Genomic DNA, 25,185 nt, shown 5'->3' with positions numbered 1-25,185 from the left:
ATGCCTTCCCTGAGTCCCAGGTGACCATCAGGCGTGCGGCCCGTGCGGCGAGGAGCCTCCCCGCCGTTCGGGCCGCCCAGCAGAAGGAACACGATGGAACCCTCCAGCGAAGCCGCCGCAGGACGCTCGACCACTGCGGCCCCGACGACGCAGTACCTGCCCCCGCCGCGACCGGGCGCCCACGAGAACGCCCCCCGCACTCCCGGGCCCGAGACCGCCGGGGCGCAGCCCCCGAGCGACGGACAGGCGCCCGGGACGGACGACGCCACCCGCCGCCAGTGGTCCCGCACCTCCGCCGGCGTGCTGACCGCGACCGGTGTCCTCCTGGCCGGCGCCCTGGTGACCCATCTGGTCATGACCTTTCTGTACCTGGCCCCGCCGAACGCCCTCAAGGCGGGCAACCAGCGGACGATCAGCGGGTATCTCGAACCCGAGTTCCAGCAGAACTGGAAGCTGTTCGCCCCCGATCCCCTGGCGCGCAACGCCGCCGTCGGGGTGCGGCTGCGGACCACGGGCGGCGACGGCACGACCCGCGTCTCGGACTGGATCAACCTGACGGCCCGCGACGTGGAGGCGATCCAGGGGGACCCGGCGCCGAGCCACGCGTACCAGAACCTCCTCCGCAACGCCTGGGACACCTCCGAGAACTGGCACGGCCCGAACGACCGCCCCAAGGGCGTCCGGGGGCGGATGGCCGTCGACTACCTGAAGCGCATCGCCCTGCAGCGGGTGGGGCGGGAGTGGGAGGGCCGGCCGATCACGGCCGTGCAGCTCGCGGGCCGTTACCTGATGGTCCAGCCCCCTTCGTGGAGTTCCGAGGAACCGCCCGACACGACCACCTTCCGGGTTCGTCCGTGGTGGCCGGTGACCGACCAGGACTACAAGGGGCTGTGAAGTGAGCACCGTTACGCCTACGACGACCCGGCCGACCCCGTCGCCCCAGCCGCCGGCCCCCCGGCGGTCCCTGCGCGACCGCGTCCAGGAAGCCTTCGTCCGCTTCGCGCGCCTCGCGTGCACCACCCGCGCCCCCTATCAGGCCGCCATCTTCCGTATCGGCCTGGGCCTGGCCGTCGCCGGTCTCTTCCTGAGGGAGTGGCCGCACCGCCGGGTGCTGTTCGGCGACCGCAGTCCGCTGTCGTACGAGATGGCGCTGGAGATCGGGCGGCTCGACGGGACGTTCAGCGTTCTGCACTGGTCGGACGGGCGCGTCTGGTTCGAGATCGTGTACACCCTGACCATCGCCTCCGCCCTGGCCGTGATGATCGGCTGGCGCACCAGGACCATGAGTGTGCTGCTCATGATCGGCGTGCTCTCGCTGGAGAACCGCAACCCCCTGGTGGGGGACGGCGGCGACAACCTGATGCGCATCATGGTGATCTACCTGATGTTCACGCGGTGCGCCCAGGTCTGGTCCCTGGACGCGCGCCGCGCCGCGGCCCGACAGCGGCGCGAGGAGGCCGGCGGGGACCGTACGGGCGTGGTCCTGTGGGCGGCCTGCGGTCTGTTCCTGCTGCTGGCGTTCGGCCTGGACACCGGATGGCCGCTGGTGCTGTGGACCCTGTGGGGTGTGCAGGGGCTGTGGTACGCCGTCAACCGCTGGTACCCGGACAGCGAGGGGCGGGCGCTGCTGGACGCCGGGTCCTCGATGCTGCACAACGCCTCGATGCTGGTGATCGCCGCGCAGATCTGCCTGGTCTACGCGACGTCGGGCTGGTACAAGGTGCAGGGCCCCCGCTGGCAGGAGGGCAGTGCCCTGCACTACGCGCTGCACCTGGACTACTTCTCGCCGTGGCCGTGGCTGTCGGGGCTCGTCGCGGCCAACTCGGTGCTGGTCCTGCTGCTGAGCTACGGGACGGTCATGCTCCAGGTCGCCTTCCCCGTCACCCTCATCAACCGCAAGGTCAAGACGGTGCTGGTGTTCGTCATGATCGGTGAGCATCTGGGCATCGCCCTGCTCCTCGGTCTCCCCTTCTTCTCCCTGGTCATGCTGGCCTGCGACGTCGTCTTCCTCCCCACCGCGCTTCTGGTGGCCCTCGGCGCCCGCTGCGCCCGGCTCCCCCGGATCGTGCCGGCCAGGAGGCTCGCGACCGCCTGAGCCGTGGACCGTTCGCGCACACGACGGTGCCCCTCGCAGAGGAAGGCGGGGGGCACCGTCGTGCGCGCGGGCGCAGGGCGGCGGCCGTCCGTGCGGAGGAGAGAGCGGCGGCCGGAGTTCGGGTTCAGCCGCGTACCGAGTTGCGCTCCGCCGGGGTCGCCCAGCTGGGCGGGGTGTCGGCGATCGGCGGGAGGCCGCCGAGGAGGGCGGTCAGGGCGCGGGCCGAGAGGTCGTCGGCACGTCCGGGACCGACGCCCCGAGCGTGGTGACGTCGCGCAGGCCCATCGCCACGGCCACCAGCGCGATCACGAACCAGCGGCCGCCCCGCCGGTCCACCGCCGACTCCAGTCCGGGTTTCTTGGCGGGACCTAGAGTCCGGTTAATCCGTTGGCCCGCCGTCGCCACGCGCTCCTACGCTGATCAGGCACGCCGGTACGGCGCTCGGGCGGGGGAACAACCATCATGCGTACGCACTATCCGCGGACCCGGCACCTGCCCTGGTCCCCCGGCGCGACACCGGACGACGTCCGGGTCGCCGACCTGTCCGGGCTGCGCGGGCGCGAGGTGGTCGTCACCGAGAAGCTCGACGGCGAGAACACGACGCTGTACGCCGACGGCCTCCACGCCCGGTCGCTCGACTCCGCCCACCACCCCTCGCGCACCTGGGTCAAGGCGCTCCAGGCGCGGGTCGGACCGTCCATCCCCGAGGGGTGGCGGGTGTGCGGGGAGAACATGTTCGCCCGGCACTCGCTCGCGTACGAGGACCTGGAGAGCTGGTTCTACGGCTTCTCGGTGTGGGACGCCGGGGGCCGCTGCCTGGACTGGGACGGCACGGTCGCCTTTCTGCGCGGGCTCGGGATCCCGGTGCCGCGGGTGCTGTGGCGGGGCGAGTTCGACGAGCGGGCGCTCCGGGCGCTGCGGCTGGACCTCGGGCGGCAGGAGGGGTACGTCGTCCGGGTCGCGGACGGTTTCGGCGCGGCGGAGTTCGGGGCGCGCGTGGCCAAGTGGGTACGGGCCGGGCACGTCCGGACGGACACGCACTGGATGCACGCGGCGGTCGTCGAGAACGGGCTGGGGCCGCGGGCCGCCCTGTGGGACGTGCGCTCGGGGGCCCGTGTCGACGCGGCGGCGCTGGCGGAGGCGGTCGGGCTGCCCGGTGCGGGGGAACCGGGGGAAGTGGGGGACGCGGCGGCTCTCGCGCGGTTCGACGCGGCCGGGTTCACCGGGGACGACCGGCTCGTCGGGGCCCTCGCCACGCTGCTGCGCGACCGGAACGGGCAGCGGGGGTGGCTCGCGGCGCGGCTCGCCGGGGTCGTGGGCCTGCCGCTCGCGCGGCGCGTGGCGGACGTCGTCGGGCTGCACCCGGCGCTGCACCGGCCGTATCCGGACGAGGACCGGCGGACGGGCCTGCTGCGGATGGCGTACACCGCCGACCTCGGGCTGCTGCACGCCGTGGCCCGGGCCACGGCGGAGACGGACGAGGCCCGGGAGCAGGCGGAGTGGTCCGCGCTGCACGCGGAGGAGATCGGCCGCCCGGACTGGGACGCGCTGCGGAACGCCTTCACCGACCTGCCCGCCGACGCGGCGGCCCGGTGCCGGGCCGAGGCGCGGGAGGCGTACGCGCGGGGGCGGATCAGCGCGCTCGCGGGCGCCGGTGGGAGTGGTGTGAGCCGTGCTGCCGCCGACGGCGCGTGCCGCGTGGTCTCCGAGGAGGCCGTGGCCGCGACCTGGCGGTGGCGCGCCGGCGGCTTCCCGTCGCTGATCCAGCTGGTGGGGCCGGCGGGCAGCGGCAAGAGCACGTTCGCGCGGGAGCTGCCGGGTGTGGACGCGTACGTCTCCCTGGACGAACTGCGCGCGGCCCGGGGCGCGCGCGCCGATCAGCGGGCCAACGCCGAGGTGCTGCGCACGGGACTCGACCGGCTGGACGCGGCGCTGGCCGCCGGAGGGACCGTGGTGTGGGACGCCACGTCGCTCACCCGGCAGCAGCGCTCGCTCGTGCACGCGGTCGCCCAGCGCCGGGACGCCCTGCTCACCCATGCCGTGGTCCTCGTCGACGAGGAGGAGCTGGTACGGCGCAACGGCCGCCGCGAGCACCCGGTGCCGCAGGAGGTGCTCACCGCGCAGATACGCCGGTTCAGCCCGCCGTACCCGGGCGACGCCCACCGCACCTGGTACATCGGGGCGAGCGGGACCGTAGAGGAAGAGGTCTGAGGAACGTGCGTACGAGCGAGGAGATCTACCACCGGGTGCGCTGGGACGCCCGCTTCGACCCGGCCCGCTTCGTGCTGGGCGTGATGCAGCGGGGCGCCGAGCCCAAGCGCGTCCCGCTGCCCGCGTTCGTGCCGGGCGGCGAGATCCCGTGGCACCGGGTGCTGTTCTTCGAGGCCGACGGCGAGGTGGTGTGGGACCGGACCACCGGCGTGGACCGCATCGACGCGACCGACGCCGGGCGCGTACGGGAGGCCCGGCGGCTGCGGGCGCCGTTCTTCACGCCCCGCACGCCCCACGTCTGGAACGCCGCCGAGGAGGACTGGGTGCCCGCGCCTCCGGTGGCCACGACCGCCCCCGCCGACATCGCCTCGCGCGGGCCGGCCGGCATCGTGCGCGTCCTGACCTGGAACACCCTCTGGGACCGTTACGACGCCGACCGCATCGACAGTGCCCGGCGGCGACCGTCGCTGCTGCGGGCGTTGCGCGACGCCGACGCGGAGGTGATCGCGTTGCAGGAGGTCGAGACGGAGTTGCTGGCCATGCTGCTGCGGGACCCATGGCTCCGGTCGGGCTGGACGCTGGGCACGGACCCTCGCGGCCGTGACGTGGACGAGTGCGGTCTGCTGCTCCTGAGCCGGCTCCCGGTGCGGGAGGCGGCGCATCACGCGCTGGGCCCGCACAAGGGGGTGACCGCCGTGGTCGTGGAGACGACCGCCGGCCCCCTGGCCGTCGCGGCGACGCACCTCAGCAGCGACCACTCGGCGGACGGCGCCGGACGCCGTACGGCCGAGCTGTCCCGTATCGCCGAGGGGCTGGCCGGTCTGGACGCCGAGCTGGTCCTCCTGGGCGACTTCAACGACGGCGGTGACACACCGCAGGTGGCCCTCGGGATGCGGGACGCGTGGAGCGAGGCGCACGGCCCCGGTGACACGACCCCGACCTTCGACCCCGGCGCCAACCCCCTCGCCGCGATCTCCTCCCTGAGCGGCCGGGCCTCCCGGCTGGACCGGGTGCTGCTGCGCTCGGCGGGCGACGGCCTGCGTGTGCGCCGGGCCGAGTTGTACGGCGACCGGCCCACGGCGGAGGGCCTCCACATCTCCGACCACTACGCGGTACGCGTCGAGCTGGACCTCACGACGGATCCGTCCGCTCCGGCGGGCGCCTCCGCCAGGGCGCTCACCGATGTGTGCTACGCCCCGCCGACGGCCCGTACGGCGCTGGCGTGGCTGCCGCCGGAGGAGCTGTGGCCGCCGCTCCAGGACATCCGCCGGGCGCACGACCCGCAGATCCACCGCTGGCCCCCGCACGTCAACGTCCTCTTCGGCTTCGTACCGGAACACGCCTTCGAGCAGGCCGCGACCGTGCTGGCCACCGCACCGACGGCCGCGTTCGACGCCCGGTTGGAGGGCGTGCACTGGTTCGGGCACCGGGAGGACGCGACGGTCTGGCTGGACCCGGCGGCGGCCGGTGAGGAACCGTGGACGGACCTGCACCGGGCCCTCGTGAGCCGCTTCCCCCGTTGCCGGGGCCGCCGCGACGGCTTCACGCCGCACCTCAGCCTGGGCCGCACCACCGACCCGAACGCCCTGGCCGCCGACTGCGCCGACCGGCTCGCCCCGCTGCCGGCCCGGGTCGACCGGCTGGCCCTCCTGTCGCGGCGCGGCGACGAACCGATGCGCGTACGGGCCTGGGTGACGCTGGGGAGCGGCGAGGTCCACTGGGCACGGGAGGAGCCGCTGTCCTCCGGGCAGCGGGGGGAGGCGCTGTCCTCCGGGCAGCGGAAACAGACGCCGGGGGCGGGCGGGGTGGCCGACACCGCCGTGGCCGACACCAGCGGGGCCGACACCGCCGTGGCCGACACCAGCGGGGCCGACGACGCCGTGGCCGACACCAGCGGGGCCGACGACGCCGTGGCCGACACCAGCGGGGCCGACAACGCCGTGGCCGACACCAGCGGGGCCGACGACGCCGTGGCCGACCGCCTCGCCCGCCGGATCGCCGCGGCCCTCCCCCACAGCCTCGGCCACGGCGTCGGCCACGGCGTTGTCCACGTGGTCGGCTCCCGGCGCATGGGCTGTGCCCTGCCCGGCGCCGACCTGGACCTGGTCGCGACGCTCCCCGGCACCGTCGAACTCCCCTCCCTGCGGGAGGAGTTGAGCACCGCACTCCCGGAGGCGACCGGCGTGCGGGAGGTGGTCGGGGCCCGGGTGCCGGGGCTGCGGCTGCGGCTCGACGGGGTGGACGTCGACCTGGTGGTCGTGGCCACCGGCTCGCTGGACCCCGCCGAGGCGGTGGCCCGCCGGGCCGAGTTGGGCGAGGCGGCGGCGATCGCGCTCAGCGCGGTGAGCGACGCGGACGCGGTGCTCGCCTCGGTGGGCCCCCACCGGGCGGCCTTCGCCCGGCTGGCCGTCGAGGTCAAGGCGTGGGCGAGGGCCCGCGGCCTGGACTCGGCGCCGTTCGGCGGGCTGCCGGGCCTGGCCTGGACCGTCCTGGCGGCCCGCACGGTGAGCGAGGCCGGTGACCTGCCCCCGGCCGACCTCCTGCGGAACTTCTTCGCGACGTGGGCGGCGTGGGACTGGCGAGAGCCGGTGGGCGGAGCGGAGAGGTCCCCGCTCCCCCTCACGATCACCACACCCTCACCCCCGGTCCGCCCCTGCACGGATCAGGTCACGACGGGTATGCGTGACCTGATCACACAGGAGCTGTTCCGAGCCTGGGAGTTGCTGGAGGAGGGCCGCCCCTGGTCGGACGCCCTCACCCCTCCCCCACTCCACCGCCGCCACGCCGCCTGGGCGATCGTGACGGTGGGCGGAGCCGCGGACGAGGGCCGGGTACGGGGCAGGATGCGGGCCCTGATCGCCGACCTCGCCGAAGCGGCTCCCGGGTGTCACGCCTGGCCCCGCCCCTTCGGCACGGCCCCCGCCCGCTTCGCCATCGGCCTGGGGCCGACCCCGCCGACCGCCGACGCGCTGGACGCGGTGGCGAAACACCGGCTACGCGGCCTGGCGGGCGTCACGCTCACCCGGGCCGAGGGGGGCGAGGTGCCGACCCTGTACTGACCCGACCTTGTACTGAGGTGGTCAGAGCACGTCGACGTAGTCCGCCGCGCTGGTCGCGGCGCCGGTCGTCGAGTTGCCGTAGTACACCCAGCGGAAGGAACCGTCGGTGGAGGCGGTGACACTCGCCTTGAGGCCGCCGGTGCTGCTGCTGGTGACCTTCTTGACCGTCTGGAAGGTGTCGGCGCCCTTGGCGCGGAACTGGAGGCTGACCGTACGGCCGCCGTAGGCGCCGTACGTCTTGGTGCTCCAGTTCGCCCGGGTCAGCTTGCCCGTGACGGTGATCGTCCTGCCCTTGGCGACCGGCTCCGGCGTGGCGTTGACGGTCGCCCTGGCCGCGCGCTTGAGCTGGGCGGTTTTGGACCGCGTCTCCAGTTCCCCGGTCTTGAGACCGCCGTCGGCCTTCCACAGCCGCAGCGCGACACCGACCTTCCACGTCGTGGCGTCGGCGTTGGAGTCGACGTGCTCCTGACTCGGGTGCGGGTCGATGTACAGCTCGCCCTCGCAGCGGGCGTGCTTGGAGTCGATCTCGTAGCAGGTGTAGCCGCTCGGCTGGATGAAGTTCTCGCCGGTGTCGGCCGCGGTCGCCATGGTGCCGCGGTAGAGGAAGGGGTACGCCTCGTACCGGGAGGGATCAGCCGTGCTGTACCCGGTCGGCAGCGCGATGTTGAAGGAGATGGGCGGCTCCACCACCTTCGACGTGCCGACCACGATCGGCTTGCCCTTGTTGATGACGATGTCCGACACGGTGATGCCCGTGTCCGCCGCGTTGGCCGTCGGCGCGTTCAGGACGGAGAGCGCCAACGCTCCCGCGAGCGCGGCCACCGCGACGGACCGTCTGCCTGTGTGCATGCACACCTCTTCGAAGGAGATGGGTACGGGGGGCGGCACAGTACCAATGACGTGCTCATGCCTCGGCGGAGGGCCTGCCCCGAGGTTCGTCACGCTCGCCGCCTTAGACTGACGTCCTTGAAGCCAGGGAGCGAGACGGGCTGTGACCTACCTGGCCGACACCTCCGCCGTGTGGCGTCTCCTGCGTGGCCGACTCGGCGCTCCGTGGCCCGACCGAGTGGCGCGCGGCCTTGTGGCCATCTGCCCTCCCGTCGAGTCCGAACTGATGCCCGGACTGCGTGCCGACCGCGACTACGAGCCCTTCTTCACCATGCTCGGCCAGTCCTTCGGCTGGGTTCCCGCGATCGACGACCCATGGCCGAAGATCATCGAGGTGCAGAGGGTTGGTGAAGATCGGCCACCATCGCGGCCCGTCGCTGCTGGACATCCTGATCGCACTCACCGCCGAACACCACGGCCTGACCCTGCTCCACGTCGACGACGACTTCGCCGCCATCGCGAAAATCCGGCCCGATCTCTCCCTCGTCAGCGGACAGCAGGCAGCCCGCTGAACGAACTTCGCGTGGTCAGCTACCGGACGCGTACGTCACGAACTCCGCCCACGCGTCCCGCGCGAGCGCGAGCCGAGGCCCACCGAGGTTCTTGGAGTCGCGGATGTGGACGGCGCCGGGGGCCACGGCGATCTCGACGCAGGACTCGCCGTCGGTGCCGCTGCTGTAACTGCTCTTGAACCAGGCAAGTTCGGAGGCATCCCCGGGGGCCTTGCGCATCATGTCTCTCCCAGCAGTTGCTCGATGAAGGCCAGCGACTCCCGTGGAGGGAGGGCCTGCGCCCGGATGGTGCCATACCGCAACTCAAGGATGCGGAGCTGCCTCGGGTCGGAGACCGGCCGCCCGCTGAACTTGCCGTCGGAGCGCCCCACCGCCGTACCGTCCGGGAACTTCAGCAACTCGATGTTGCCGTCCAGCCCAGGGTGGGCATCGGTGTTCGTCGGCATGACCTGAAGCGTGACGTGGTTCAAGCGCCCCACCTCCAGCAGACGTTCGAGCTGCCGTCGCCACACCATTGTGCCCCCGACCTGTCGACGCAGTGGGGCCTCTTCCAGGACGAAGTGCACGGACGGAGCCGGGTCACGCTCGAAGACCGACTGCCGGGCCAGACGAGCGGCCACCATGCGTTCCACATCGTCCGGCGAGTACGGAGGCTGCGCCGCCCCGATCACGGCCCGCGCATGGTCCGGGGTCTGCAAGAGGCCGTGGACGCTGTTGCACTCGTACAGCCCGATCTCGACCGCCTTGGCCTCCATCTTCCCCAGCGCCCGCACCTTCTTCGGATACCGGACCTTCTTCACGTCCTCCCAGGCCGCCGCGATGAGTCCGCCCGCGTTCAGCACCGTGTCGGCCTTGTCCAGGTACTCCTGCCTGGGAATCCGCTTCCCACCCTCGATCTTGTAGACGAGATCCTCGCCGTACCCGACCGCCCTCCCGAAGTCGGCGGCCCGCATCCCCACCGCCTCCCGCCGCAGCTTCAACTGCCGCCCGACCGTGGCGATGACCGCGACGCCCCACTCGTCGTCCGGATCCACCTCCCAGCCCGGCTCGTCGGCCTCCGTCTTGAGCCGCCCCGCGTCGCCGTCCACCAACATCGCGCACCTCTCCGCCGTACCGTCGCGCCTCAACGCCCCCTACCCGTACGGCCCTTCCGGACAGGCCCGACACGACCGGACAACGCCCGGACAGTCACCGTACGTATCAGCGCAGTCACTGTTCACAGTAGGCGCGCACCGCCACGCTGAGTGACGTGAATACGGAAACCGTCGGCCCTGACACCGAACGCCGCAGCCCCATCCGCAACTTCAGCGTGCGGCTGTCCTCCACGCCACGCGGGGCCCGCCTCGCCCGCCTGCTCGCGACCGAGCAACTGCGCAGTTGGGGACTGCCACCCGACCCGGCGGAGCACATCGTCGCGGAGCTGGCGGCCAACGCGGCCACACACGGGCGGGTCCAGGGGCGCGATTTCGACGTGACGCTCTACGTCATCGGCGACACCCTCCGCATCGAGGTCACCGACACCCGCGCCGAACGGCTTCCGTGCGCCCGGCGCCCCACCTCCGACGACGAGTCCGGACGCGGTCTGCTTCTGGTCGAGGCACTCGCGGACCGCTGGGGAACCGCGCCGGGGCGTCCCCCACGCAAGACCATCTGGGCGGAGGTCCGCCTCAGCCCGACACCGGCACCCAGCGGCACGTGCTCCGGTGGCACGGGCCGTCTTTTCCAAAGAACTCACAGGTGAAAGGACCCCACCAAGCCCCACCCCTCCCGCCCGCCGAGCGGCCTCACCCTCGCGAGTGAACATCGCCAACTCGGCTGGCGCCGGGACCGGTTACGCGCCTTACTCTCAGCGCAACACAACCGCAGACATGCGACGGCCCCCGCCGGGACGGCAATCCCAGTGCGAGGGCCTGACCACCAAGGAAGACGAGACCTTCCCGATGGATACGCAGAACCTTAGCGCGCCCTCGCGCGCCCACGCCGGGCTTGCCGACAACAAGCACCCGAACCGGCGGAGCCACTCCGGCGGCGGTCTGGTCCACGACCACACCCGCCACACCACCCGCTTCACGGTGATCGGCAATCACCTCGCGCAACACCCGGAGCTGTCGCTCCTGGCGATCGGGCTGGCCACGCACATCCAGTCGCTGCCGCAGAGCGCCCGCGTCGACATCAAGAGCCTCGCGGCCCGCTTCACGGAGGGCGCGACCCGTATCGCGGCCGCCCTGCGCGAGTTGGAGGCCCACGGCTACCTGCGCCGCGAGCGCGTACGCACGTCGGCGGGCCGCATCGTCACCCGCACGATCTCCTGCAACCAGCCCGGTCGCAGCGGCCACGCGGCGGCCGAGCCCGCACGCCGCACGCACCCCTCCCGCCCGGCGAAGAAGCCACCCCGCAAGCCCTTCCCCGCCGTCCCCCAGCCCGCCTACCGCTCCCCCAGCCTCCTCCAGACCGCCACCGACCTCCTCGCCGACCTGCGCCGCACGGACCCCCGCCTCCTCCTCTCGGCCTGCGACACCGCCCACCTCGCCCCGGGCGTGGCCGCCTGGCTGGAGCGCGACCTCAGCCCCACCGCCGTACGCCACGCCCTGGCGAAAGACCTCCCGTCGGAGCCGATCCACCGCCCGGTCGCCCTCCTGGCCCACCGCCTCACGGCCCAGCTGCCACCCCCGCCCCCGTTCCGGGCGCCCGCGGCACCACCGGCCGTCCGGGTCCAGTACCCGATGACGAACTGCGACGGCTGCGACCGCGGCTTCCGGGGCCCGAGGGGCAGCCGCTGCCGCGACTGCGGGCCCAACCACACCACGCCCGACCTCGTGGAGGCCACCTAGCATGAACGTGACGATCCTTGCCTCCGGGCACAGACGAGGAGCGAGCGCCATGACCATCAACCCGGACAACGCACAGCACGGCGCCTCTCACCCCTACCGGGCCATGCGGGACTTCGTTCAGTCGATGGACGACACCCTCCCCGGCAAGTTCGAGATCACCAGAGAAGGAATCGTCCACGACATGATGGCGCCCGTCGGACCACACGAGCTGACCACGCTGCATCTGCGGAAGCGTCTGGAGAAGGTCATGCCGGAGGATCTGGTCGCTCACACGGGGACACCTGACGTCGAAGCAGAGCCCGAGGGCATCATGCGCCACCCCGACGTCATGGTGATCTCCTGGGCGGACATGGATGTCCCGGGCTCCTTCGACCCACGGACACTGGTCGCCGCCGTCGAGGTCGTGTCCCGTTCCAACCCCGACAACGACTGGGTCGGGAAGGTCCGCGACTACCCCCTCCTCGGCATCCCGGTGTACGCGGTGTTCGACCCCCGCACCGGCACGGGCGCCGTCCTCACCGACATCCACTCCACCCCGGACGGCCCCCGCTACGCGACCCGCAAGGACTTCGTCTACGGCGAGGACGTCACCATCGCCGACTGGACCATCTCCACGGAGAACCTGCCCCGCTACCCGGCCCCGGAGAAGGGCTGAGGGCGAGCCGGGTCACCTCCCCTCCGCCAGCCCTTCCCGCAGCGCCTCGTACGCCGGCTTGCGGCCGTACGTCTCGTCCATCGGTGTCGCCGAGCCCTCGCCGTCGAAGACGCCCGGCACCCAGGAGTACTTGTCGGTGAAGCCCCACACCGTGAAGGACTTGCAGCTCCGGGCTCCCAGGCAGGCGTCCAGCAAGCGGCGGTAGTAGTCGGCCTGGGTCGCCTGCTTGGTCTCGTCGACCGGCAGGATCATCCGCACGTCGACCTCGGTGAACGCGGTCTGCATCCCCAGCGCCCCGAAGCGGGCGAGGTTCTCGGCGACCTGCCCCGGGAAGCCGTACTGGATGGCGAGGTGGCCCTGGATGCCGAAGCCCTGGACGGGGACGCCCTTGGCGCGCAGCCGCTTCGCCAGTTCGTAGTACGCCGTGGACTTCGCGTTGACGCCCTCGACGTTGTAGTCGTTGAGGAAGAGCCTGGCCTTCGGGTCGGCCGCGTGGGCCCAGCGGAAGGCGTCCTCGATGTAGGAGGGGCCCAGCTCACGCAGCCAGATCGAGTTCCGCAGCGAACCGTCCTCCTCGAAGACCTCGTTCACCACGTCCCACTGCTGGATCTTCCCCTTGTACCGCTTCACCTCGGCGGTGATGTGGTCGCGGAGGATCTTCCGCAGCTCGTCCCGCTTGATCGAGCCGTCCTCCACCCCGCTCGTCAGCCAGGCCGGGAGCTGGCTGTGCCAGACCAGGGTGTGGCCCCGGACCACCTGGCCGTGCGCCCGGGCGAAGCGGACCAGGTCGTCGGCCGGCTTCCAGTTGTGGACGCCACGCTCCGGCTCCACCGACTCCCACTTCATGACGTTCTCGGCGGTGACCGAGTTGTAGTCGCGGATCGTCGTCCTGCGGTACGTCCGGTCGTCCGCGAGCGCCGTCATGTCCACGGCCGTCCCGATGCGTACGCCCGCGCGGGCGGCCAGCGCGCGCAGTGACGGCCCTTCCCCTTCCTCACTCGCCGTCGCCGGCTGCACGGCCACCACCGTGGACAGCAGCGTTCCGGCGGCCAGCGCGAGCGCGGGCATGCGGAAGCGGTTGATGTGCCTCATGCGTGGTTCCTCTCTCAGTTCCAGCTCTCAGCGCCGGCAGGCTGATGCGCCGACGCACAATCCCGGCAGTCAGACCCGGCGGCTCTCCAGCGGCCCCAGATACGTCGGCGTCAGCCCACCCGTGTCGATCACCAGGCGTTGCAGGATCACCGTCGGGTCGACCATCCAGAACTTCAGGCGCCGCACCCCGGGCCCGGCGACCGTGTGCCGGGTCGCCGTGACGTTCACGTTGTCGGAGGTGTGGCGCGCCCACTGCTTGTTCATCAGGCCGTCGTCGGCGCCGGTGACGGCGTGGATGTCGACGACCTGGGGTTCCGCGTCGTCGAAGGACACCGCGTAGCGCAGGCCGCCCGTCGGGAGCGCGGGGTTCCGCGGCGAGACGTACGCCAGGACCGTCACCTCGCCGCCCGCCGGCACCGACAGCAGGCCGACCTCGTACTCCAGTCGCGGCCCGGCGCCACCCGGTGTCTGCCGGGCCGCCGTCACCGGCCACGGGGCCATCCCCGCCCCCGTACGGCCGATCCGCTCGATCCGCCGCCACCGCACCCGCCCGCCGGGCGAACCCACCGCCCGCGTGTGGTGCTCCGCGTCGATCGCGACGTACCCGCCCGCCTCGACGAAGCCCCGCAGCGCCCGCGCCTGCCGGGCCGACGGCTTCTCGGCGACCGCCTTCACCGTCACCGAGGCCCCCGCCCCGCTCACCGTCAGCGTCCCCTCGGCGCCACCGGCCGGCACCCGCGCCCAGTCGACCCGTACGGTCACCCGCACCTGCTGCTCGACCCGGCCGCGCGACCGGTCGACCACCAGCCACGGCACCGACGGCTCGATGCGGTACGAGAAGGGCGTACGGCCCCGGTTGAAGATCTCGACGTACTGCTGGGGCCGTGTCTGGTACGGGCTGAACACCGGCAGCACGGCCGCCGCGCCGGACGCGCCGCCCGGCCACCACAGCCCCCGGTCGTCCGCCCCGTCGACGGCGACCCCCAGCTCCGCGGCCTGCGGCACCTCGATCCGCCGCACCTTGGGGAAGATCTCGTCCGGCAGCGCCTGGTGGTCCTTCTCGGGCTGCTGCCACGGGGCGTTGGGGCCGTAGCGTTCGACGTCCCCGTACCCGATGTGCGGCTGGGTCTGGAAGCCCCGCCACTTCCCGCCGGCGATCTCGGTGTTGAAACGGTCGGCGAGGGCGAAGTCCCTGGCCAGGCCGGCCTCAGCGGCCGCCGCCCGGTCGTTGGTCGCCGCCCGCCCCTGCCGTGCGTACAGCAGGTTCTCGAACTCGTCCTCGCGCAGGCCGTAGAGGTTCGCCGTCGCCAGGACCGCGTAGCCGACCAGCTCGAACCAGGCGTCCTGGACACCGGCCGGCAGCTTCCGCCCGAGCCGCTCCGCCCGCCGGGCCAGCGCGCGCCACTCCTCGGTGACGCGTTCCAGCTCGCGGTGCCCGAAGAAGAAGGGCGTCTCCTCGTCGTCGTAGACGATGGCCCGCTCGTCCTTCGCCGGGTCCTTCGACGGATCGAGGGTGATCCGCCGGTTCAGCAGCTCGGGCTTGCGGCGGGCCTGCAACTGCCCGTACGCGTCCAGCACCTCGGCGATCTCGTCGGCGAACCTCCCCCCGAAGTTCTGCCGGGCGAACCCCCGCTCCCACTCCTCCAGGTTCTCCAGTCCCCAACGCCCGGGATTCCAGGCGTAGTTCAGGAAGAACTCCGTGGGCAGCTCGTTCCCCTTCAGATCACCGACGTTCGCCACCCACAGGCCGTGGTTGCCGTAGGCGTCGGCCACGTGGAACTGCTCCCACAGGTTGGCGAGGTTCGCCGTGTCGACCCACTTGTAGTTGCGGCCGACGCCCACGTAGTCGAAGTGGTAGTACAGCCCGTAACCCCCGCGACGGGGTTCGCGCGGGTCGGGGTGCTTGCGGATGTTCCCCCAGTTGTCGTCCGTCAGGACGACCGTGACGTCGTCCGGCGCCCGCAGGCCGCGGTCCCAGTACCGCTGGACCTCCTTGTAGAGGGTCCACACCTGCGGGGTCTCGTCCGCCGGCCTCCCGGTCACCTCCTCGATGATCCGGCGCTGCGTCGCGATGATCTCCGTCATCAGCTCGATGCCGTCGCCGTCGGGCAGGCTCGTGTCGCCGTTCCCCCGCATCCCCAGGGTGACGACGCCCTCGAAGTCCTCGTCGACCATGCGCCGGATGCCGTCCCGCCAGTACGCCCTGATGGCCTCGGCGTTCCGCCGGTACGACCACTCCCCCGTGCCCCCGTAGGGGTCGCGGCCGGGGGTCACGATCGCCCCGGAGGAGTCCCTGACCGCCGGTACGGCATGGCGGTTCCACTCCTCGATGCCCCGCATCATGGGCGCCTCGTGAGACGTGCCCATGACAATCCCGTATTCCTTGGCGCGCGCGTGGTTCTCCGGGTCGTCCTCGGCGAACGCCCTCCCCCACACCGCCGGCCAGACGTAGTTCCCCTTCAGCCGGAGCAGCACCTCGAAGACCTTGGCCCAGAAGTCGGCGTTGAACCCGCCGGGGTAGCCGGGTGCCTTGCCGGGCCCGAAGAACGCCGGCGCCCAGGTCCCGAGCGCCGGGTTCTCGTCGTTGATGAAGACCCCCCGGTACTTCACCGCCGGCGTGCCCTGGCTGTACCGGCCGGGCAGCACGTACACCTCGTCCCGGCGCACCGGCGGCACGTCGTCCCACCAGTACCAGGGGGAGATGCCGAGGCCGTACGACACGTCGTACACCCCGAAGATCGTGCCGCGCGGATCGCTGCCCGCGATGACGAACGCCCGCTCCACCCCGGGCATCGGCCGCTCCACGACCGTCTGCAACGAGGTCTCCCACTTCCCCCGCACCCCGCCGACGTCGAGCTTCCCCGCGCTCACGAGCCCGTCGATCAGCGGACTCCGCCCGATGGTCCCCACCAGGACCACCTCGCGGGCCATCGAGCCCCCCGGGCGCACCCCCGTCACCCGCTCGATGTCGTCACGCAGGTCCCCCGCGACCCGTAAGACCCCGGGATGGTCCTCCGGACTGACCACGACCGGCACCCCGACCAGGGGAAACGCGCCGGGGGCCGGGGAGAAGGACAGGTACGCCCCCGGGTCGCAGACCCGGAGCGCCCCGCCCCCACCGCCGTCCCCGCCCCCGGCACCGCCACCGGCTCCGTCGTCCGCCCACGCGACCCCCGGCAGCGCGGGGCTCACGGCAAGCCCCGCGCCCACGCCCAGAACGGTTCTACGGTTGACGTCCGCGGACATGCCACACCCCTCGACCGGTCGTCCCGAAGCCGGGATTTGCTCAGCGACATGACAAATGGTGGAGGGAGTGAAGCGAGGGGACAACGGGTCGTGCGCGTCGAATAGTTTCGAGAGCCGGAACGTCGAGGGCCCGCACGGTCAGCGGCGTCCGGTCCCTCGGCAGCTCTACTTCACGGACGCCTCGAACTCCGCCAGCCCCTCGTAGGGCACTTCCCGGCAGGGCTTCGCCTTCCCCTTCACCGCGTACATGCTCCCGGCCGGGCTGATCGAGTCCTTGATCGGCTCTGGATCCTCGAAGACCAGGGTGTCGCCGGGGCGCAGGGTGTACGTCCAGGGAGCGGTCGGATCCGTGACCTTCCTGGCCTCAGGCTCAGCCGACTCACCCCGCGGCTTCGCGCAGACATAGCCGCTCCGGGGCCTGTCGAAACTCGTCCGGACACCCACGTCACGCAGCCTCTCGGCCACCTCCCCCCGGTACTCCCAGGCCACGAGTTCATCGAGGGTCACGCTGACGGTGCCGTCCTCGTTCCGTTCCACCGCGTACGCCTGCGACCCACCGGTCGATGACGGCAACCCGACCACGACCCCCGCCGCCACGGCGCACGCAGCGAGCGCCACCAGGGCCCGCCGAGGTGTGACCCGACGCCGGATCACCGGCTCCTCCTCCGTCCGGTCCGCCGCCCGCAGCGCGATCTCCCGCTGGAGTTCGCCCAGCAGCCGGTCCTCGAAGGTCTGCCCCGCCTTGCCCGTCCTGCCCGTCTTCGTCGTCATGCCTTTCCCCCTGCGTAGCTGAGCCCTGCCCCCTGATCCAGCGGCGCCGCGGCCGACCGCAGCGCCTTGCGCGCCCGGTGCAGCCGCACCCGCGCCGTGACCTTGCGTATCCCGAGGGCCGTCGCCGCCTCCGTGACGCTGAGCTGGTCGACCGCGACGAGTTCGATCACCGCGCGTTCCCCGTCGGGCAGCCCCGCCAGCGCGGCCAGCGCCCGGCGCCCGGCCGCCTCCGCGTCGAGCTTCTCCTCCAGCCGGTCGATGTCGTCGCCGTCGAGCAGCCGGCGGCCGGCGATACGGCTGCCGAGGACGCTCTGGCGTGCGCTGCGCCGGGCCTCCGCGGCGACGACGTTGCGCGCGATGCCGTAGAGCCAGGCCGTCTCGCTCCCGAGGTCGGCGCGGTAGGCGTGCGCGGAGTCGATGGCCGCGAGGAACGTCTCGGCGGTCAGGTCGGCGACGGTGTGCGGGTCGGTGACCCGCCGGGCCATGAACCGGGTGACGGTGTCGACATGGCGGCGGTAGAAGACCTCGAAGGCCACGGGATCGTACATCTCTCCCGGCGGACCGCCCCGGCTTCTGCTGTCCGGTGCCAAGGTGTGTACCTCCCGTCGTCGGTCATGCTGTCACCTGTACTTGGCCGGGGAGGGCGAAGGCGTTACCGGAGACCGTTGCCGGAGACGACGAGACGCCGGGAACGGCGAAGGGGCCCGTACGACCGAAGTCGTACGGGCCCCTTCTGGGAGCTCGTGCTGGAGCTACCAGGTCAGATCAGCAAACTCACTTGTTGATCTTGGTGACCTGGCCGGCGCCCACGGTCCGGCCACCCTCACGGATGGCGAACTTCAGGCCCTCTTCCATGGCGACGGGCTGGATGAGCTCGACCTTCATCTCGGTGTTGTCGCCCGGCATGACCATCTCCGTGCCCTCGGGGAGGGTCACAACACCGGTCACGTCAGTCGTACGGAAGTAGAACTGCGGACGGTAGTTGTTGAAGAACGGCGTGTGGCGGCCACCCTCGTCCTTGGACAGGATGTAGGCCTGGGCCTCGAACTCGGTGTGCGGGGTGACCGAACCCGGCTTGATGATGACCTGGCCGCGCTCGACGTCCTCGCGCTTGATGCCACGGAGGAGCAGACCGACGTTCTCACCGGCCTGGCCCTCGTCGAGCAGCTTGCGGAACATCTCGATGCCGGTGACCGTGGTGGTGGTCTTCTCGGTCTTGATGCCGATGATGTCGACGGTCTCGTTGACCTTGAGGACACCACGCTCGATACGGCCGGTGACGACCGTACCGCGACCGGTGATGGTGAAGACGTCCTCGATCGGCATCAGGAACGGCTTGTCGACGTCGCGCTCCGGCTCCGGGATGGCGGAGTCGACGGCGTCCATCAGGTCCAGGACCGACTGGCCCCACTCCTTGTCGCCCTCGAGCGCCTTGAGCGCCGAGACCTTGACGACCGGCAGGTCGTCGCCCGGGAACTCGTACTCGGAGAGGAGCTCACGAACCTCGAGCTCGACGAGCTCCAGGATCTCCTCGTCGTCCACCATGTCGGCCTTGTTCAGGGCGACGACGATGTACGGAACGCCGACCTGGCGGGCCAGGAGGACGTGCTCCTTGGTCTGCGGCATCGGGCCGTCGGTGGCGGCGACCACGAGGATGGCGCCGTCCATCTGCGCCGCACCCGTGATCATGTTCTTGATGTAGTCGGCGTGACCCGGGCAGTCGACGTGCGCGTAGTGACGCGACTCGGTCTGGTACTCGACGTGCGCGATGGAGATGGTGATACCGCGCTGGCGCTCCTCAGGAGCCTTGTCGATCTGGTCGAAGGCCGAGGCCTCGTTCAGGTCCGGGTACTTGTCGTGCAGCACCTTGGTAATGGCGGCCGTGAGGGTCGTCTTACCGTGGTCGATGTGACCGATGGTGCCGATGTTGACGTGGGGCTTAGTCCGCTCGAACTTCGCCTTCGCCACGGGGTCCTCCTGTGGAGTGGTTCTGAACGCCTTGCTTCATCGGCGCCAGGTGATCTTTGCTGGAAAGCCCGGGCCCCGGGGTCAAACATCCGCGTTCGCGGGGGTTTGACCCCGTAAGGCTCCGGAGTCAAGCCTAAAGGCTGGAACTCTACTGAGTTACTCGCCCTTGGCCTTCGCGATGATCTCCTCGGCGACGTTCCGCGGAACCTCGGCGTAGGAGTCGAACTGCATGGAGTAGCTGGCGCGGCCGGACGTCTTGCTGCGCAGGTCGCCGACGTAGCCGAACATCTCCGAGAGGGGCACGAGGCCCTTCACGACACGGGCACCGGCCCGCTCCTCCATGGCCTGGATCTGACCACGGCGGGAGTTGATGTCGCCGATGACCTCACCCATGTAGTCCTCGGGCGTGGTGACCTCGACGGCCATCATGGGCTCGAGCAGCACGGGGCTGGCCTTGCGCGCGGCCTCCTTGAAGGCCTGCGAACCGGCGATCTTGAACGCCAGCTCGGAGGAGTCGACCTCGTGGTAGGCACCGTCGAGAAGCGTGACGCGGACGCCCGTCATCTCGTACCCGGCGAGGATGCCGAACTGCATGGCCTCCTGCGCACCGGCGTCCACCGAAGGGATGTACTCCTTCGGGATGCGGCCACCGGTCACCTTGTTCACGAACTCGTACGAGGCGTCGCCGCCCTCGATCGGCTCGATCGCGATCTGCACCTTGGCGAACTGGCCGGTACCACCAGTCTGCTTCTTGTGCGTGTAGTCGACGCGCTCGACGGCCTTGCGGATCGTCTCGCGGTAGGCGACCTGCGGCTTGCCGACGTTGGCCTCGACCTTGAACTCACGGCGCATACGGTCGACCAGCACCTCGAGGTGCAGCTCGCCCATACCGCCGATGATGGTCTGGCCGGTCTCCTCGTCGGAGTGGACCTGGAAGGAGGGGTCCTCCTCGGCCAGGCGCTGGATCGCGACGCCGAGCTTCTCCTGGTCGCCCTTCGACTTGGGCTCGATGGCGACCTGGATGACCGGGGCCGGGAAGTCCATGGACTCCAGGATCACCGGCTGCTTGTCGTCGGCCAGCGTCTCACCGGTGGTGGTCTGCTTCAGGCCCATGACGGCGACGATGTCGCCGGCGCCCACCGAGTCGATCTCCTCACGCTTGTTGGCGTGCATGCGGTAGATCTTGCCGATGCGCTCCTTCTTGCCCTTGACGGAGTTCAGCACGGCGGTGCCGGACTCCAGGCGACCGGAGTAGATCCGGACGAAGGTGAGCTTGCCGAGGTGCGGGTCGCTCATGATCTTGAACGCCAGCGCGGACAGCGGCTCGTCGTCGGACGGCTTGCGCTTGATGACCTCTTCCGGGTCGTTGACGGCGTGGCCCTCGATGGCCTCGACGTCAAGCGGCGTCGGGAGGTAGCGCACGACCGCGTCGAGCAGGGGCTGGACGCCCTTGTTCTTGAACGCGGTGCCGCAGAACACCGGGGTCACCGTGGTGCCGGTGCCCTTGCCGGACGCGATGGTGATACGACGGATCGCCGCGTAGAGCTGCTCCTCGGTGGGCTCCTCGCCCTCCAGGTACAGCTCCATCAGCTCTTCGTCGTTCTCCGCGACGGCCTCGAGCAGCTTGCCGCGCCACTCCTCGGCGGCCTCGGTGTGCGTGGCCGGGATGTCGACGGTGTCGTACATCTCGCCCTTGGCGGCCTCGGCGGACCACACGAGCGCCTTCATGCGGACCAGGTCCACGACGCCCTTGAAGTCGGCCTCAGCGCCGATGGGGAGCTGCATGACGAGCGGCTGGGCGCCCAGGCGGTCCGAGATCATGTCCACGCAGCGGTGGAACTCGGCGCCGGTGCGGTCCAGCTTGTTGACGAAGCAGATGCGGGGCACGCCGTAACGGTCGGCCTGACGCCACACCGTCTCGGACTGCGGCTCCACGCCGGCAACGCCGTCGAACACCGTCACGGCGCCGTCGAGAACGCGGAGCGAACGCTCCACCTCGACGGTGAAGTCGACGTGACCCGGGGTGTCGATGATGTTGATGGTGTGGTCGACACCCTCAAGCGGCCAGTGACAGGTGGTGGCAGCAGAGGTGATCGTGATGCCACGCTCCTGCTCCTGCTCCATCCAGTCCATGGTGGCGGCGCCGTCGTGGACCTCACCGATCTTGTAGCTGACGCCGGTGTAGAAGAGGATCCGCTCGGTGGTGGTCGTCTTGCCCGCGTCGATGTGGGCCATGATCCCGATATTGCGGACCCTGGCCAGGTCAAGTGAAGTGGTAGCCATAAGGCTTCAGTCTTCTCTCGGTCTCGATGGGGTCTGCGACTACCAGCGGTAGTGCGCGAAGGCCTTGTTGGACTCGGCCATCTTGTGGGTGTCCTCGCGCTTCTTCACGGCCGCACCGAGGCCGTTCGAGGCGTCGAGAAGCTCGTTGAGCAGACGCTCGGTCATGGTCTTCTCGCGACGGGCGCGGGAGTAACCGACCAGCCAGCGCAGCGCCAGGGTGTTGGCGCGGCCGGGCTTGACCTCGACCGGCACCTGGTAGGTGGCGCCACCGACACGGCGGGACTTGACCTCGAGGGTCGGCTTGATGTTCTCGAGAGCGCGCTTCAGCGTGATGACCGGGTCGTTGCCGGTCTTGTCGCGCAGGCCCTCCATGGCGCCGTAGACGATGCGCTCGGCGGTGGAGCGCTTGCCGTTCAGCAGCACCTTGTTGATGAGCGACGTGACAAGAGGAGAGCCGTAGACCGGGTCGATGATGACCGGGCGCTTCGGGGCGGGGCCCTTACGAGGCATTCTTACTTCTCCTTCTTGGCGCCGTAGCGGCTGCGGGCCTGCTTGCGGTTCTTGACACCCTGGGTGTCGAGCGAGCCGCGGATGATCTTGTAGCGAACACCCGGCAGGTCCTTCACACGGCCACCACGCACGAGCACGATGGAGTGCTCCTGCAGGTTGTGTCCCTCACCCGGAATGTAAGCGGTGACCTCGATCCCGCTGGTCAGACGCACACGCGCGACCTTACGCAGGGCCGAGTTCGGCTTCTTCGGGGTGGTCGTGAACACACGCGTGCAGACGCCGCGGCGCTGAGGGGAACCCTCGAGTGCGGGCGTCTTGTTCTTCTCGACCTTGTCCTGCCGGCCCTTACGGACCAGCTGCTGGATCGTAGGCACTACTTCTCCGGTTTCTGTGTGCCGAATGGTGAAGCTAACCCGGAACATCTCCGACCCACGCGGTCGGGTGTGTCGAATACTGCGGGTTCCCGCCGCGAGGCAGAAGGGCGCAGATTACGGCGTCCGCTTACGGCTCCCACCTGTGCGGTTCAAGGCACGCACGAGAGCCAGGGCACACCCCAGGCACAAGGTCTGAGCGTACCTATCGCATTCGCTACGGTCAAAACAAATGGGTAGCCGCTGCGCTGGGCCCGACCGGGGGTGCCTTGTCACCCGGGGCGAGGGGGGCGCCGGGCGGGTACGGGACGCCGGAAGGTGCGGGCGGTGGGGGCCGGGGGGACGGACGCCGGAAGGTGCGGGCGGTGGGGGCCGGGGCGCCATGGGGCGCGCAGGCCCTCGGCGACCCGGGGCGCCATGGGGCGCGCGGGCCCTCGGCGGGTGCGGGCCGGGCGCCGCGGGGCGCGCGGGCCTTCGGCGAGCGGGGGCCGGTCACCCTGAGGCGCCCAGACCCTCGGCGAGCGGGGGCCGATCACCCTGAGACGCCCAGACCCTCGGCAAGTGCGGGCCGATCACCCTGAGACGCCCAGACCCTCGGCAAGTGCGGGCCGATCACCCTGAGACGCCCAGACCCTCGGCAAGTGCGGGCCGGTCACCCTGAGACGCCCAGACCCTCGGCAAGTGCGGGCCAGTCGCCCTGAGACGCCCAGACCCTCGGCAAGTGCGGGCCAGTCGCCCTGAGACGCCCAGACCCTCGGCGAGCGGGGGCCGGTCACCCTGAGGCGCGCAGGCCCTCGGCGAGCGGGGGCCGGTCACCCTGAGGCGCGCAGGCCCTCGGCGAGCGGGGGCCGGTCACCCTGAGGCGCGCAGGCCCTCGGCGAGTGCGGGGGTGGAGGGCTGGGCGCGTAGTTCCTCGCGTCCCTGGGGTGGCCGGGATCAGGCCCTGGTCGTCGGCGCGGCCGGGGTCATACTCCGCTTTCCGACGCCACCCCGGCGATGATCATGATGGCCAGGAAGAACGCCCAGCCGGCGACCGAGAGCCAGCCGAGGATGAGGCCCGCCAGGGCGAAGCCCTCGCCGCCCTCGCCGGTGCGCTTGATCTCGGAGCGGGCGGTGTGGCCGAGGATGACGGCCGGGATACCGGTGAGCCCCATGGTCATCGTGGTGAGCACACCGCAGACCATCGCACCGACGGCCTTGCCGTTGGTGGGCGGCGGCGGGGCGGGCGCCGGCATGAACGTCCGCGGGACCACCGGGGGCATCGCGGGCATGGCGCTCGGCTGCATGGCCGACGGCCCCTGGGGCAGATCGGCGACCAGAAGGGCCAGCTCACCCACCGTGCGCGCCGTGTAGGCCCGCTCGATGCGCTTTTCATACTCGTCCTGCTGGAGGCGGCCCTCACTGAAGCCGGCCCGCAGGACGTCCACGGCACGCTCACGATCGGCATGGGCGGCGAGCAGCGATGGACTACTGCCCTGCGCCTGCCACGGCATCGGCTGCCACGACGGGTTCGACACGAGAAACACTCCCCCGGACTGGTTGTGCCTCCAATGATGCTCCAACGCACGTCCCCCGGCACAGGTTCCCCGACGCCGGTTGTGTTTCGTTTCCGCTACCAGTGTCCCGGTTCGGCGACTACCCGTGTCCCGGATCGGCGCCCACCCGTCTCCCGGATCGGCGACCGACCGGGCGACCGGGCGATCGGCGTCCGCGACGAGGGGCGAGTGTCGGCCAGCGGCCGATTGCCGCCCGTTTCCCGCGTGGCCGCCTCAAGTCCGTTGAGTGGGCGCGGAATCGACGGCACCGGCACAGGTGGACGCGGGGGCGCGGGCATGACCGGGGGCGTACGCGCGCGTGGGACGACGACGGTTTCGACGACCGCGTGCCCTTCCTGGCCCGGCTGGAGAAGGAGGACCGCGCCCTGTCCGGCCCGCCCTGGTGGATCCCGGTCGGCTGCTGGGCGGCGAGCGCCTCGCCGGCCTTCCGGGCCTACACGGCGCGCACGGTGGGGGAGCTGGCCCTTCCACCGGCCCTGCGAACGCCTCCTCGCCCGCTGGCTGTACCCGCTGCGCCACCCCACCCCGGAGGAGGCCACGAAGCGGCCATGGCGGCCGCCGGGCACATCGTCGGCGTCACCAGCCACTCGCTCAGGTCCCTGACGCCCCCCAGCTCGCCGGAGCGCTCGCACACGAGCTGGGTCACCACGTGGGAGGGCACGCCCGGGCCTCGCTGATCACCTTCTGGTACACCCTGCCGGCCCGGCTCACCTGGCGCCTTCTCCGCCGGCCGGCCGCGCACATCGACCGCCTCCCCGTGGGCACCGCGGCCGTCGTGATCGGCGTCCCGGGGGCCGCCCTGTTCGCCGTGGCGACCGCCCCCTACGGTCTGGTGCTCCTCCCTCTGGCCACGCCGTATCTGGTCGCCGCGTTGTCCCGCCGCGCGGAGCTCCGCGCCGACGAACACGCGGCCGGACTCGGTTTCGCCCCGCAGCTGATGGACGTGCCGCGCGAGGACATCCCACGAGGACATCGCCCAACGAGGAGGCCGCCCGGGTGGGCGCCGCGCCCATGGGCGTCCGCGGCCAATAGCGCCGCTGCGAGGAGGAGAGAGTGATCGCACGGCTGCTCGCCTCGCCCCCCGACTCCCCACCCGGCCGCACCGCCTGCAGACCCACGTGGACAGCGGGCGCTGAC

General features: G+C 71.3%; 22 protein-coding genes and 1 pseudogene. 10 read left to right on the top strand and 13 right to left on the bottom strand.

The window, feature by feature from the left end; translation table 11 throughout:
• Nucleotides 1–93: 93 nt before the first annotated feature.
• Both ACZ4Z2_RS11690 and ACZ4Z2_RS11685 read left to right on the top strand, forming a co-directional pair.
• Nucleotides 94–894, top strand: coding sequence for a DUF5819 family protein (locus ACZ4Z2_RS11690; RefSeq protein ID WP_468074807.1), 801 nt, complete (start codon nt 94–96; stop codon nt 892–894).
• A 1-nt stretch (nt 895) separates the two neighbouring features.
• The gene (locus ACZ4Z2_RS11685; protein WP_468074805.1) at nt 896–2,095 is read left to right on the top strand and encodes an HTTM domain-containing protein; all 1,200 of its coding nucleotides are present in this window, start codon (nt 896–898) and stop codon (nt 2,093–2,095) included.
• Nucleotides 2,096–2,305: 210 nt separating this feature from the next.
• Here the strand turns inward: ACZ4Z2_RS11685 and ACZ4Z2_RS11680 are convergent, their stop codons facing one another.
• Entirely contained in the window at nt 2,306–2,431 is a 126-nt protein-coding gene (locus ACZ4Z2_RS11680) for a hypothetical protein (protein ID WP_468074803.1), read from the bottom strand.
• A 126-nt stretch (nt 2,432–2,557) separates the two neighbouring features.
• Here ACZ4Z2_RS11680 and ACZ4Z2_RS11675 point away from each other — a divergent pair, with 126 nt between their 5' ends.
• Together ACZ4Z2_RS11675 and ACZ4Z2_RS11670 are read left to right on the top strand one after the other, a co-directional pair.
• Nucleotides 2,558–4,306, top strand: coding sequence for an RNA ligase family protein (locus ACZ4Z2_RS11675; RefSeq protein WP_468074801.1), 1,749 nt, complete (start codon nt 2,558–2,560; stop codon nt 4,304–4,306).
• Nucleotides 4,307–4,311: 5 nt separating this feature from the next.
• A complete protein-coding gene (locus ACZ4Z2_RS11670) occupies nt 4,312–7,365 on the top strand; it encodes a poly(A) polymerase (protein ID WP_468074799.1) in 3,054 nt (1,017 codons plus the stop codon).
• Nucleotides 7,366–7,386: 21 nt separating this feature from the next.
• Here ACZ4Z2_RS11670 and ACZ4Z2_RS11665 read toward each other — a convergent pair whose 3' ends face one another.
• On the bottom strand, nt 7,387–8,214 hold the full coding sequence (locus tag ACZ4Z2_RS11665) for a hypothetical protein (protein ID WP_468074797.1): 828 nt from the start codon (nt 8,212–8,214) through the stop codon (nt 7,387–7,389).
• Between the two features lie 386 nt (nt 8,215–8,600).
• Between ACZ4Z2_RS11665 and ACZ4Z2_RS11660 the strand changes: the two genes are divergently transcribed.
• A complete protein-coding gene (locus ACZ4Z2_RS11660) occupies nt 8,601–8,765 on the top strand; it encodes a PIN domain-containing protein (protein WP_468075097.1) in 165 nt (54 codons plus the stop codon).
• A gap of 15 nt (nt 8,766–8,780) precedes the next feature.
• On the opposite strand, the gene ACZ4Z2_RS11655 is transcribed toward ACZ4Z2_RS11660, so the two are convergent.
• Both ACZ4Z2_RS11655 and ACZ4Z2_RS11650 read right to left on the bottom strand, forming a co-directional pair.
• Nucleotides 8,781–8,987 carry a DUF397 domain-containing protein gene (locus ACZ4Z2_RS11655; RefSeq protein WP_468074795.1) on the bottom strand — a complete coding sequence of 69 codons (207 nt, stop codon included), beginning with the start codon at nt 8,985–8,987 and terminating at the stop codon, nt 8,781–8,783.
• Complete coding sequence (locus ACZ4Z2_RS11650; protein WP_468074793.1) at nt 8,984–9,859, bottom strand: helix-turn-helix domain-containing protein; 876 nt, start codon at nt 9,857–9,859, stop codon at nt 8,984–8,986. Before ACZ4Z2_RS11650 ends, ACZ4Z2_RS11655 begins: the two co-directional genes overlap by 4 nt.
• 155 nt (nt 9,860–10,014) lie before the next feature.
• Between ACZ4Z2_RS11650 and ACZ4Z2_RS11645 the strand changes: the two genes are divergently transcribed.
• The 3 genes from ACZ4Z2_RS11645 to ACZ4Z2_RS11635 all read left to right on the top strand — a co-directional run bounded on the left by ACZ4Z2_RS11645 (nt 10,015) and on the right by ACZ4Z2_RS11635 (nt 12,251).
• Nucleotides 10,015–10,506, top strand: a complete 492-nt coding sequence (locus tag ACZ4Z2_RS11645; protein ID WP_468074791.1) for an ATP-binding protein — start codon at nt 10,015–10,017, stop codon at nt 10,504–10,506.
• Between the two features lie 199 nt (nt 10,507–10,705).
• Nucleotides 10,706–11,596 carry a helix-turn-helix domain-containing protein gene (locus tag ACZ4Z2_RS11640; protein ID WP_468074789.1) on the top strand — a complete coding sequence of 297 codons (891 nt, stop codon included), beginning with the start codon at nt 10,706–10,708 and terminating at the stop codon, nt 11,594–11,596.
• Nucleotides 11,597–11,645: 49 nt separating this feature from the next.
• Entirely contained in the window at nt 11,646–12,251 is a 606-nt protein-coding gene (locus ACZ4Z2_RS11635) for a Uma2 family endonuclease (protein ID WP_468074787.1), read from the top strand.
• Nucleotides 12,252–12,263: 12 nt separating this feature from the next.
• Here the strand turns inward: ACZ4Z2_RS11635 and ACZ4Z2_RS11630 are convergent, their stop codons facing one another.
• The 9 genes from ACZ4Z2_RS11630 to ACZ4Z2_RS11590 all read right to left on the bottom strand — a co-directional run bounded on the left by ACZ4Z2_RS11630 (nt 12,264) and on the right by ACZ4Z2_RS11590 (nt 24,009).
• Nucleotides 12,264–13,343, bottom strand: a complete 1,080-nt coding sequence (locus ACZ4Z2_RS11630; RefSeq protein WP_468074785.1) for an endo-1,4-beta-xylanase — start codon at nt 13,341–13,343, stop codon at nt 12,264–12,266.
• 69 nt (nt 13,344–13,412) lie between these two features.
• On the bottom strand, nt 13,413–16,589 hold the full coding sequence (locus ACZ4Z2_RS11625; protein WP_468074783.1) for a glycosyl hydrolase 115 family protein: 3,177 nt from the start codon (nt 16,587–16,589) through the stop codon (nt 13,413–13,415).
• A 165-nt stretch (nt 16,590–16,754) separates the two neighbouring features.
• The gene (locus ACZ4Z2_RS11620) at nt 16,755–17,360 is read right to left on the bottom strand and encodes a hypothetical protein (RefSeq protein WP_468074781.1); all 606 of its coding nucleotides are present in this window, start codon (nt 17,358–17,360) and stop codon (nt 16,755–16,757) included.
• The gene (locus ACZ4Z2_RS11615) at nt 17,357–17,908 is read right to left on the bottom strand and encodes an RNA polymerase sigma factor (RefSeq protein WP_468074779.1); all 552 of its coding nucleotides are present in this window, start codon (nt 17,906–17,908) and stop codon (nt 17,357–17,359) included. Before ACZ4Z2_RS11615 ends, ACZ4Z2_RS11620 begins: the two co-directional genes overlap by 4 nt.
• A gap of 226 nt (nt 17,909–18,134) precedes the next feature.
• Entirely contained in the window at nt 18,135–19,328 is a 1,194-nt protein-coding gene (gene tuf, locus ACZ4Z2_RS11610) for an elongation factor Tu (RefSeq protein WP_055537301.1), read from the bottom strand.
• A gap of 156 nt (nt 19,329–19,484) precedes the next feature.
• Nucleotides 19,485–21,611 (bottom strand): elongation factor G, encoded by a 2,127-nt coding sequence (gene fusA / locus ACZ4Z2_RS11605; protein ID WP_055537300.1) that lies wholly within the window; start codon nt 21,609–21,611, stop codon nt 19,485–19,487.
• 39 nt (nt 21,612–21,650) lie between these two features.
• Nucleotides 21,651–22,121: a 30S ribosomal protein S7 gene (gene rpsG / locus ACZ4Z2_RS11600; protein WP_009330725.1), complete on the bottom strand. Its 471-nt coding sequence runs from the start codon at nt 22,119–22,121 to the stop codon at nt 21,651–21,653.
• A gap of 2 nt (nt 22,122–22,123) precedes the next feature.
• Nucleotides 22,124–22,495, bottom strand: coding sequence for a 30S ribosomal protein S12 (gene rpsL / locus ACZ4Z2_RS11595; RefSeq protein WP_003948652.1), 372 nt, complete (start codon nt 22,493–22,495; stop codon nt 22,124–22,126).
• Nucleotides 22,496–23,457: 962 nt separating this feature from the next.
• Entirely contained in the window at nt 23,458–24,009 is a 552-nt protein-coding gene (locus ACZ4Z2_RS11590; protein WP_468074776.1) for a DUF1707 and DUF4190 domain-containing protein, read from the bottom strand.
• A 323-nt stretch (nt 24,010–24,332) separates the two neighbouring features.
• On the opposite strand from ACZ4Z2_RS11590, the pseudogene ACZ4Z2_RS11585 reads away from it, so the two are divergent.
• A pseudogene (locus tag ACZ4Z2_RS11585) lies at nt 24,333–24,410 on the top strand (Crp/Fnr family transcriptional regulator); the annotation flags it as partial.
• 287 nt (nt 24,411–24,697) lie between these two features.
• On the top strand, nt 24,698–25,105 hold the full coding sequence (locus tag ACZ4Z2_RS11580; protein WP_468074774.1) for a hypothetical protein: 408 nt from the start codon (nt 24,698–24,700) through the stop codon (nt 25,103–25,105).
• Nucleotides 25,106–25,185: the final 80 nt, after the last annotated feature.

This window comes from Streptomyces sp. NPDC030183 (genome assembly GCF_055573455.1).
This window is presented reverse-complemented; position numbering and strand designations above follow the sequence as displayed.